Source organism: Shewanella sp. POL2 (assembly GCF_000282755.1).
GTDB lineage: Bacteria > Pseudomonadota > Gammaproteobacteria > Enterobacterales > Shewanellaceae > Shewanella > Shewanella xiamenensis.
Window position 1 is genome coordinate 24330 of sequence record NZ_AKZL01000048.1, and the last position, 10025, is coordinate 34354.

The 10025-nt window shown below is 44.3% G+C and carries 7 protein-coding genes; 2 read left to right on the forward strand and 5 right to left on the reverse strand.

Going from position 1 to position 10025, the window contains the following annotated elements:
• Nucleotide 1: 1 nt before the first annotated feature.
• Genes SHEWPOL2_RS13725 through SHEWPOL2_RS13740 form a run of 4 tightly spaced genes read right to left on the reverse strand, consistent with a single transcriptional unit; the run spans nucleotide 2 to nucleotide 3517 of the window.
• Nucleotides 2-367 (reverse strand): response regulator, encoded by a 366-nt coding sequence (locus SHEWPOL2_RS13725; RefSeq protein WP_037418002.1) that lies wholly within the window; start codon nucleotides 365-367, stop codon nucleotides 2-4.
• Between the two features lie 3 nt (nucleotides 368-370).
• A complete protein-coding gene (locus SHEWPOL2_RS13730; RefSeq protein WP_037429101.1) occupies nucleotides 371-2068 on the reverse strand; it encodes a SpoIIE family protein phosphatase in 1698 nt (565 codons plus the stop codon).
• Between the two features lie 7 nt (nucleotides 2069-2075).
• Nucleotides 2076-2360 carry an STAS domain-containing protein gene (locus SHEWPOL2_RS13735; protein WP_037429105.1) on the reverse strand — a complete coding sequence of 95 codons (285 nt, stop codon included), beginning with the start codon at nucleotides 2358-2360 and terminating at the stop codon, nucleotides 2076-2078.
• Between the two features lie 14 nt (nucleotides 2361-2374).
• Nucleotides 2375-3517, reverse strand: a complete 1143-nt coding sequence (locus tag SHEWPOL2_RS13740) for a methyl-accepting chemotaxis protein (protein WP_037429107.1) — start codon at nucleotides 3515-3517, stop codon at nucleotides 2375-2377.
• Between the two features lie 431 nt (nucleotides 3518-3948).
• Between SHEWPOL2_RS13740 and SHEWPOL2_RS13745 the strand changes: the two genes are divergently transcribed.
• Nucleotides 3949-6660 (forward strand): acetate--CoA ligase family protein, encoded by a 2712-nt coding sequence (locus tag SHEWPOL2_RS13745; protein WP_037429109.1) that lies wholly within the window; start codon nucleotides 3949-3951, stop codon nucleotides 6658-6660.
• Between the two features lie 335 nt (nucleotides 6661-6995).
• Here the strand turns inward: SHEWPOL2_RS13745 and SHEWPOL2_RS13750 are convergent, their stop codons facing one another.
• Nucleotides 6996-8027, reverse strand: coding sequence for an isoaspartyl peptidase/L-asparaginase (locus SHEWPOL2_RS13750; protein ID WP_037429111.1), 1032 nt, complete (start codon nucleotides 8025-8027; stop codon nucleotides 6996-6998).
• Nucleotides 8028-8147: 120 nt separating this feature from the next.
• Between SHEWPOL2_RS13750 and SHEWPOL2_RS13755 the strand changes: the two genes are divergently transcribed.
• Nucleotides 8148-10004 (forward strand): autotransporter assembly complex family protein, encoded by a 1857-nt coding sequence (locus SHEWPOL2_RS13755; protein WP_037429113.1) that lies wholly within the window; start codon nucleotides 8148-8150, stop codon nucleotides 10002-10004.
• Nucleotides 10005-10025: the final 21 nt, after the last annotated feature.

The following is a 10025-nucleotide window of genomic DNA, read 5'->3' on the forward strand; positions in this document are numbered from 1 at the left end:
CTCAACCCAGCACTTTGGCTGTTATTGCTAATAATTTTTGCGGGTCAAAAGGCTTAACCATCCATCCCGTTGCACCAACCGCTTTTCCTTGGGCTTTCATATCTTCCCCCGCTTCAGTGGTTAGCATTATGATTGGGGTTCGCATATATGCGGACATCCCTCGCAAAGATTTAATTAAGGTTAAACCATCCATTCTCGGCATATTTTGGTCAGTCAAAATAAAATCAAATCGCTGGCTACTACACAAATCGAGAGCCTCTTGGCCATCTTTAGCCAAAGTGACTAGATAGTTTGCTGATTTCAGCGTGGCTTCAACCATCTGTCGAATGGCAGCAGAATCATCAACAATTAATATTTTTTTACTCATGCCCTATTCCATAACCACTTTAGTGATATTACCGGGAGAAATTAATTCATAGTGTTTACATAATTTTTTCACCAGTGATAAGCCTCGTCCAGAAAGTTCAGGATAATTTGAAATCGATTTATCAAAACCAGTAAATCCTTTGCCACTATCAGACACAGTGATCAACAGTTCATACCTGTCATTCCACGTTATGCTCACTTTTACCCAATCACTTGAAGTAAGCCTATCTGCGCAGCCATCTCTTATACTATGGTACAATTCAAAGCCTTCAGGATCATTTTTTAGTCTAGAATCTAATTTTAGTACACCATGGTCGATAGCATTACTAAATAACTCGGCCACTACCGTAAATACTCTTTGACAAAAATATGTCGCAAAACCAAATGCTGATAAAAACTGGTTGAGCATACTCAAGTAATCCGCACTTAGTAGCATAGGTCCTGATATCGTGATATCCCAATCAAACTCTCCATTCTTATTTGATAATAAATGCCTAACATCTTGAGAACGATACCAGTCATGAAGACGCTGAAAATCAAGAGTGCAAACACTAATATCATCAATAATATGATTATCCAGAGAATTATTATCAAAATTTTCTTTAAAAAAATAAGGCAAGGAGTCTAACTTTTCATGAAACAGAGCATTAAGTCGCTCCATACCAAACTGAGAGTTATCAAATAATGACTGTTCAATTAATCCATCGCTATATAGACATGCATATCCTTCGTGCGGCAAATCAATCTCAACAATATCTGCAATAAATGTATTTGGCGGTAAAATTCCAAGCGCCATATTCGTTGACTTAAACACTTTATTTAGCCACGAATTATTATCTTGAGATTGATTATTATGTCTGAGGTGAAGAAAAACAGGCGGCATACCACCATTCCAAACATAAAGTTTATTACGAAATAAATCGGCTTCAAGAAGAATGCAGGCAACAAATCTATCATCTGGATTTTCGTAAAATAATTTTTCATTAAGCTCATAGATTAAGGTTACTAGTGAAAAGCACTTATAAACCATAGCTTTAAATGTACTTGCCACTCGCATGATAGGCATTGCAGCACTAAGACCGTGACCTGTTGAATCAGCTAGCATAATGAATAAATTACCGTTAGGTGAGACACTATTTAACAAAATATCGCCACTAAAATTCGCACTTGCTTGAGAAAATGACTTTATAAAGTCAAATTGGCTATTATCAACATTCACTAAATGCTCAAAAATATGACGAGCCAGTTGCTCTTCCCTTGCTTTTTCATAGAGCATTTTTTCGAGTTCAACACTTTGCTGCTTAACTTTTTCTTGCAATCTGATACGTGTTAATAAAATTTCAGCTTTATACCAAAACAACTCAACATTGATAGGTTTAACAACAAAATCCAATACCCCCATTTTAAAGCAATCTAAAAATGCCTGAGGTTCTTTCCTATCAGTTACAACGACAACTGGAATTTCCTTATTTAATTGACGAAGATTTTCTAGCAATGTCAACGCTGTACCATCGGACTGAAAGAAATTCACTAAAATCAAATCAATTCTGTTGATGGATATTTCAAAAAAAGCATCCTCAAGATTATCACAGATAATCACGTTATAACCTTTGCTATGAATAAAGTCACTGATAGACTGACTCACAACAGCATCATTATCGACAACCAATACAAAGTGATTAATTGCTGAGTGCTCTGACATAGCTAGGTTACTCGATGATATAAATTTTCTGCATGTTGGCGATGGTTAATATCTCCTCAGCTTGACCATGAGCTCCTTTTACTGATGTCGACATGCCCTTTTCTTGAGCTTTTCGATATAGCAGTACCATCATGCCTAACGCTGAACTATCAAGATATAACACTCGGCTAAAATCCAAAATAATATGATTAACGTCCTTAAGAGTTAAGATTTGTTGATAGTCTCGTGTAAAATTTTTGTGGTAATAAAAGTCAAATCGCTCTGGCAAGATAATGGTCTGAATGTTTGACATAATATAATATCCATTTAAAAGAGTTCGATTTCGCCACTCGTTATTTCATTCCTTGATACGGGATTATGTTTTTCATTTCGGTGCCGACTCATTTTTTCAGTCACGTCTTCACCGGTAATTCCAAACTCCTCATAAGACATAGCTGTGACTTGTTTGAGCGATTCTTTTAAATGATGTAATGCTTGATTGGTGTGTGACAAACTTTGAGAGGTTATATCACTAAATTGTAATCCCCTTATCGTATCTGAAATTGCCGTTTCAAGTTCATGCGCCGATGAATCAATGCGCGCAATGACCTTAGAATCCTTTTCCGCCTTTACGATAATTTGTTTGAGTGCTGTATCAATATCTTTTTTTGCATCAATAATATAACTCATATCCTGTGCGGCAACTTTACTTACATGCTGGGTGAGTTGTTCAATCTGATTCTGAATGGATCTCAGTTGTTTTTGAATACTTTCACTAAATCCAGAACTGCGGTTAGACAATGCACGCACTTCATCCGCCACGACCGCAAAGCCTCTGCCCGCTTCCCCCGCACGCGCCGCCTCAATCGCGGCATTTAAAGCGAGTAAGTTTGTTTGAGAAGATATTTGATCGATATCCTGTAAGGCCTTCATCGCCTGCGGCATGGATTCGTAAATAAGGTTAACTTTCTCAAGCAATTCCATTGTTGAGGCAGACATTTCTATGGTGGATTGAATAAAGCGTTCTAACGTTTGCGACGTATTATTCGCAAATTGTTTCATCTGCTCGGAGTGAAATATCTCAGCATCATCGGTACTTTTTACTAGATCAGAGATAAATCCCGTTTGCTCAGTCATCAGCCGGCCTAAGCCATCAAAAGAATCTCCGAGTAAATTAACCGCATCTTCCTGAACCCGAAGGACATTATGGATATTATTTTCACATTCACTCACAGTCGCAATCGCCTCTTGGTATAAGCGTTGGTGCGTTTGCCAACCAAGAGCGACGCCATCCCGTTGTTCTACTTGAGATATGCTAGACACCACCGAAGATTGCTGCTGACGGTAAAATTGCCAACATAGCATCACGGCAACCGCCAACACCGGACTGAGGAGCCAAAGGGTAATAGACCCCACCAAGTAACCTATTGCTATTGCAAAGACTGCGATGATGCCATCCATGTATCTCATAAACACTTCACAATAATTTATCCGTGTGTAAAAAGTAGTTTGAGATTCAGGGGTTTTCAAACAAATACGGAAAAATTTTACTTTGTTGAGGGCGTGTTGACATTTCTTGATTAGATTATCTTCGCTCTGGCAAGCTTATACTCTCGTAACACGTCGACTCAGATGACGAGAGGCAAGGAGTAGACGTTTGCCATCTGCTGCCTTGTAGCATTTGGCAACCAAAATCTCCGCAAAGCCCACAGGTTTTCGCTTCTGTAGTCAGAGATCTCGCTGTTACTAAAAATGTTTCATTAAAGATAAAAATATGATGTTTACCGCATTTAACTTAATGATTTACTAATAAACTTACCGCGCAATACCTGAATCAAAACTGTGCAGCCCCACGTGCGTAGGTTACACTGGCAGCGTCTTCGTCTGGGATGGGATCATTTATGAGTCAACGTACACTACATTCCTTATTTAAACCCACATCCGTTGCCATCATTGGCGCCTCTAATAGCGAGAAACGTGCAGGTAATGTGCTGATGAAAAACCTGCTCTCCAGCGGGTTTTCTGGGCCCATCATGCCCGTTACGCCCAAATATCGCGCGGTAATGGGCGTGCTTGCTTATCCCAACATTGAAGCCTTACCGATAAAACCCGACCTCGCGGTGATTTGTACTCGTGCTAGCCGTGTACCCGCGATTGTCGAAACTCTCGCGCAATTTGGCTGTAAAGTGGCAATTATTATGGCTTCTGGAATGGCGCAGGAAGTCAACGATGATGGTGTAAGCTTACTCGATCTAGCTATGCAACATGCCAAACGTTATGGCATGCGAATCCTTGGTCCTAATAGTTTAGGGATGCTTTTACCGCCCTTAGGACTCAATGCTAGCCTTGCCCATGCGAGTGCCTTACCCGGCAAAATTGCGTTTGTATCCCAATCAGCGGCAATATGCACCACAGTGCTCGATTGGGCAAATAACAAAGGGATTGGCTTTTCGTCTTTTATTTCCCTTGGCGATGCCACTGATATTAACTTCGATGAACTGCTCGATTATCTCGGCCGCGATAGCCGTACCAGTGCCATTATGCTGTATATCGACTCAGTTAATGAGAAGCGCCATTTTCTCTCTGCTGCCCGAGCAGCCTCGCGTAATAAACCGATTTTAGTGATTAAATCGGGCCGCAGCGCCGAAGGCGTACGGGCCGCGAAACAACATACGGGCGGTATCGGTGGTAATGATGCTGTGTATGAAGCCGCCTTTAGGCGCGCGGGGATGCTGAGGGTAAATGATTTAATAGAACTTTTTGCCGCGGTTGAAAGCCTTGCCCACTCCAATCCACTGCAGGGAGAGCGATTAGGTATTATCAGTAATGGTGGCGGGCCCGCGGTATTAGCCGTCGATGAACTGATCCTCCGCGGCGGGAAATTAGCAGAATTATCCCCAGAAACGCTTGCTAAGCTTGATGCAGTTCTACCCTCGACGTGGTCGAAACAAAATCCGGTGGATATTATCGGTGATGCGAATGCTAGCCGCTATGCCAATGCGCTCTCCATCCTAATGGATAGTGAGGAATTAGATGCCATTTTAGTATTGCATTCGCCCTCAGCCCTTGGTGAAAGTGTCGAGATTGCCGATGCCTTAATTAAAGTTATCCACGCGCATCCAAAGAAAAACCGTTTAAATATCCTCACCAACTGGAGCGGTGAAGACTCGGCCTATCAAGCCCGCAAACGCTTTACCAAGGGCGGCATCTCCACCTATCGCACCCCCGAAGGGGCAGTAGGCGCCTTTATGCATATGGTGGAATATCGTCGCAATCAAAAACTGCTACAGGAAGTGCCGCAGTCGATCCCCGACAATATTCCGACCGATAGCCAAACAGCGCGAAAATTGCTGCAAGCGGCGCAGGCCAAGGGTAAAGCGGTACTCGAAACCCATGAAGCCAGCCCGATTTTGCGCGCCTATGGCCTCAATACTATCGACACTTGGTTTGTCAAAGATGCTGATGAGGCCGTCGCTATAGCCAATGAGGCAGGTTACCCCCTTGCGCTGAAGGTGCAATCACCCAATATTTTGCATAAATCCGATGTTCACGGGGTGATGCTTAATCTCACCTCTGAGGAAGACATTCGCCATGCCGCGAATGCCATTACCCAGCGGGTACACCAAGCCAATCCGGACGCCATTATCGAAGGCATGATAGTACAAAAGATGGCACTGACTGCGGGCGCGCAGGAAATCCGTGTCGCCGTGATTAGCGATCCCGTCTTTGGCCCGGCCATCTGTTTGGGTGAAGGCGGCTCAGAATGGGATCCGACTCAGGATGCGGCGGTTGCTTTGCCTCCACTCAATATGGCGCTGGCCCGTTATATGGTCATCCAAGCCCTAAAAACCCATAAGTTAAAGGATAGGCATTTACCGCTGGGGCTGGATATGAACGCCCTATGCGTGATGCTGACGCAAATATCCCACATAATTATCGACTGTCCAGAGATTGCGGCGCTGGATCTCAACCCTGTACTGGCGGCGGGGGAAAACATTACCCTGCTCGATGTGAATATCCGTCTACACGATGCCAATACGGATAATCCCTCTCGACTTGCCATCATGCCCTATCCCAAAGAGTTAGAAGAATTTGCCGAGCTAAAAAATGGCCTCAGAGTGATGCTTCGTCCCATTCTTCCCGAGGATGAGCCTAAACATTTGGCCTTTGATAACTCCCTCTCCGATGAGGACAGATATAAACGCTATTTTGGCGTACGCTCGAAAATGACCCACGAGGAAATGGCGGTATTGACTCAAATCGATTATGCCCGCGAAATGGCCTTTATCGCTACGGCCAAAGGGCCGGACGGTGATGACATTACCTTAGGCGCGGTAAGGGCCTCCATCGACCCCGATAATACCGAGGCAGAATTTGCTATGGCGGTACGGGGGGATCATCAAGGCATTGGGCTAGGTAAACTGCTGCTTGAAAAATTGATTAAATACTATCAAGCCAATGACACCCCTGTGCTTACAGGCTTTACCATGTTTGAAAACCGCAATATGGCAAGTCTTGCTAAAAGCCTAGGCTTTAAGGTGACCTTCGATATGGAAGAACATCTAATCAAAATGCATATGGACCTCAAAAGTAACAGCCCTGTCAATTCATGAGATATCTAGGGTGTTTTGACGTTTTAGGGTTATTTTTGCAGCAATTTGGCGGGCGTTTATGCAAGGCAAAGTCCGTGTAGTTATTCTACATAAACGGACGATAATGCGGCAGAAACGCCCGCCAAATGCTGCCCCAAGGGTTCGACTTACTTCCTGCCATAAGAGCCGCTCGTCATTTGAGTAGAATAACGACACAGCATTCCTCGTTTCGCGAGCACGTGCAGCCGGAACGAGCAACATTTAATCTTGAAACGTCAACACGCCCTAATGTCTTACAAATAATAAGTGCCGCTTATGCGGCACTTATTATTTGTGATGATCGCAGGTGACTCACATTATTGGTCCTGCCAAATCATTACCTGTGCGGGTTCACCATTGGTGCGGGTTGCACGGTACATCCCCTCAGTATTAAAGGGGGTAGCAACATTGCCTCGATGATCAACCGCAATCACCCCACCAGAACCGCCCGCCGTGATAAGACGTTGATTAATCACTTCATCCGCCGCTTGAATAATGGATTTTTGCTGGTATTTCACCTTAGCGCAGATATCGCCCGCCACTTGGTAGCGAATAAAAAACTCACCGTGACCCGTTGCAGATACAGCGCAAACGCCGTTTTCCGCATAGGTGCCCGCACCAATCACTGGCGAATCCCCGATCCGGCCAAAGCGCTTAGCCGTCATGCCGCCGGTGGATGTCCCCGCCGCTAAGTTACCGTTTTTGTCTAAAGCGACTGCGCCAACGGTGCCAAATTTATAATCGAGATCTTTCATCTCAATACCTGCAATTTGCTCGGACTTTTCAGCCGCCTGCAATTTTTGTCTGGCATCGAGTAATTGCTGATAACGGGCATCGCTATCAAAATGGCTGTTAGGTACCAGCGTAAAACCTTGAGTCAAGGCAAACTCCTCAGCACCCGCGCCCGAGAGCATCACATGCTCGGACTTATTCATCACCGCTATAGCTAAATCGATTGGATTAGCAATATGGCGTACACCTGCCACAGCGCCTGCATTCATGGTTTTACCATCCATGATAGAGGCATCTAACTCATGACCACCATCATAGGTGTAAACCGAACCGACACCGGCGTTAAACAATGGGCTGTTTTCCAATACATTGATGGCTGTTTGTACGGCAAGTATGCTATCTCCACCCTGTTCTAATATTTTTGAGCCCTTATCGACGGCTTCTTTTAGTTTATCTTTATAGGCTTGTCGCAGTTCAGGCGTGAGATTGGCTTTAGAAATCGTGCCTGCGCCACCGTGGATCGCAATGGCAAAAGGTTTTTCATTTGCTTGGGTATTTTGTGACATAAAAAGTGCACTCGAGAGAATTAAACTAAAGGTGGCTAATTTTATTTTCATTATTTACATCCCCTTAAACAGTAACGTCCTTTGTAACCATTTCAATGACTAATTTCAATCATCTCCTTGCCTGTTAACGCTATTCTGGCGACAATGAAGTCACATCACAGGGACTATAAAGTGCAGCGATTCTTGCAAATTACCTCATTATCTTTTCGTCTTCATTTGCTACTGAGTCTAAGTTTAGTGGCATCAGCGACTATGGCCGCTGATAACTTTTTAACGCTTTCAGTCAATGGGGTCGACGAAGCCCTGAAGCGTAATATTCTCGCCCACTTAGGTGCAATGCCTGACTCCGAAGTGCAGCGCCGAGCCTTCTTATTTAATGTGGAAGACAATGTTACCACCGCCCTCGAGTCTATGGGGTATTACCATGGAGAGTTGGAGGAACATTTAGTCGAGAAAGAGAAAGGTCCTTGGGAACTCAAGCTTACGGTCAATGCAGGTGAACCGGTTAAAATTCAATGGGTCGATATTAATTTTTCAGGCGAAATGCTTGACGACCGAGCCTTCGACAAATGGCTTGCTGAGGTCAATATTAAGCCCGGTGATACGCTCAACCACGGCATATATTCGGATGTCAAATCCCAACTGGTGACGCTCGCCCTCGCGCGAGGCTATTTCGATGGCGAATTTACAGAATCACAGATTAACATCAACCGCGATTTAAACACCGCCCAAATCAGCCTGCATTTTAACTCTGGCGCACGTTACCATTTTGGCCAAGTCAGTTTTGAAGGTCATACCTTAGAGCCGGATATTCTCACCAAACTTATCCCCTTTAAGGAAGATGCGGCTTATTCGACTCGCAGAGTCAGCGCCCTTAACCGTCAATTGCTGGATACGGGATATTTTTCCAATATTAAAGTGATCCCACAGCTCGATCAGGCAAAAGATAATCAACTGCCCGTCAAGGTAGAGTTGACCGATAAAGCCAGCCATTCCATCGAATTAGGCTTAGGTGGTGATATCGGCCAAAGCGCAGATAAGACCTTCGATCCTAGGGTGCGTGTTACTTGGCGAACCCCGCAGATCAATAAATACGGCCATTCCCAAGAAACCAGTTTGGAGTGGTCGCCAGACAGGCCCAAGTTTTTAACCACTTATACCATTCCGCTGACGCATCCCTTAGACGATCAACTCAAAATTCGTTTAGGATTGTTGCGGGATAAATATGGGGTTACACAAGTTTACGAGCCTGAAAATCGTGATTTTCGCAACACAGGGCAGCTAGAAGCGACCAAGTATTTACTCGGTCTATTAAGACAGCAACGGCTGGAAAATCAATGGCTCATGAGCTATTCCCTCGATGCCATTCGTGAAGAATATACTCAGTCAGATATCAACTACAGCCCCAGTTTTTACCTTGCGGGGATTAACTTTTCTAAAACTACCCGTGGCGATAACACCCTCGATCCCAAATCCGGTTTTAGGCAAATATACAGCCTAGATTATGCCGATCCTTATCTAGGCTCAGAAACACGCCTTGCCCGCTTGCAGGCAAAATTTAAGTGGATTGACACCTTTTTTGATAACCACAGAATCGTGGCGCGTATGGATCTCGCCGCCAACCTTGCCAATGAAAATGAGTTAGCCTTGATCCCACCATCACTGCGTTACTTTGCAGGTGGTGACCAAACCATTCGCGGCTATGGCTATCAAGAGTTAGGCCCTTATCTGGACTATATCGATGCCGATGGCAAGGTCAATCGGGAGGTTATCGGTGGCCGTTACTTAATGGTTGGTAGTTTGGAATATCAATATTACGTTACACCAACATGGCGGGTTGCTACCTTTGTCGATGCGGGTAACGCTTTTGATAACAATCAGTTTGAGCCAGTTATCGCCGTAGGCGGTGGTATCCATTGGATATCCCCCATCGGCCCAATTAAGTTGGATTTAGGGGTAGGTTTGAAAGAGACAGACACTATCGACCGCTCATGGCGTATTCACTTAACCATGGGGACAGAATTATGAGTCAGCCCCCAATTCATGAGC

What these genes read in the sequence shown, in the direction of transcription:
- SHEWPOL2_RS13740 (WP_037429107.1), bottom strand. Translation starts at nt 3,517, where the DNA reads ATGAGATACATGGATGGCATCATCGCAGTCTTTGCAATAGCAATAGGT.
- SHEWPOL2_RS13750 (WP_037429111.1), bottom strand. Translation starts at nt 8,027, where the DNA reads ATGAAAATAAAATTAGCCACCTTTAGTTTAATTCTCTCGAGTGCACTT.
- SHEWPOL2_RS13730 (WP_037429101.1), bottom strand. Translation starts at nt 2,068, where the DNA reads ATGTCAGAGCACTCAGCAATTAATCACTTTGTATTGGTTGTCGATAAT.
- SHEWPOL2_RS13725 (WP_037418002.1), bottom strand. Translation starts at nt 367, where the DNA reads ATGAGTAAAAAAATATTAATTGTTGATGATTCTGCTGCCATTCGACAG.
- SHEWPOL2_RS13735 (WP_037429105.1), bottom strand. Translation starts at nt 2,360, where the DNA reads ATGTCAAACATTCAGACCATTATCTTGCCAGAGCGATTTGACTTTTAT.
- SHEWPOL2_RS13745 (WP_037429109.1), top strand. Translation starts at nt 3,949, where the DNA reads ATGAGTCAACGTACACTACATTCCTTATTTAAACCCACATCCGTTGCC.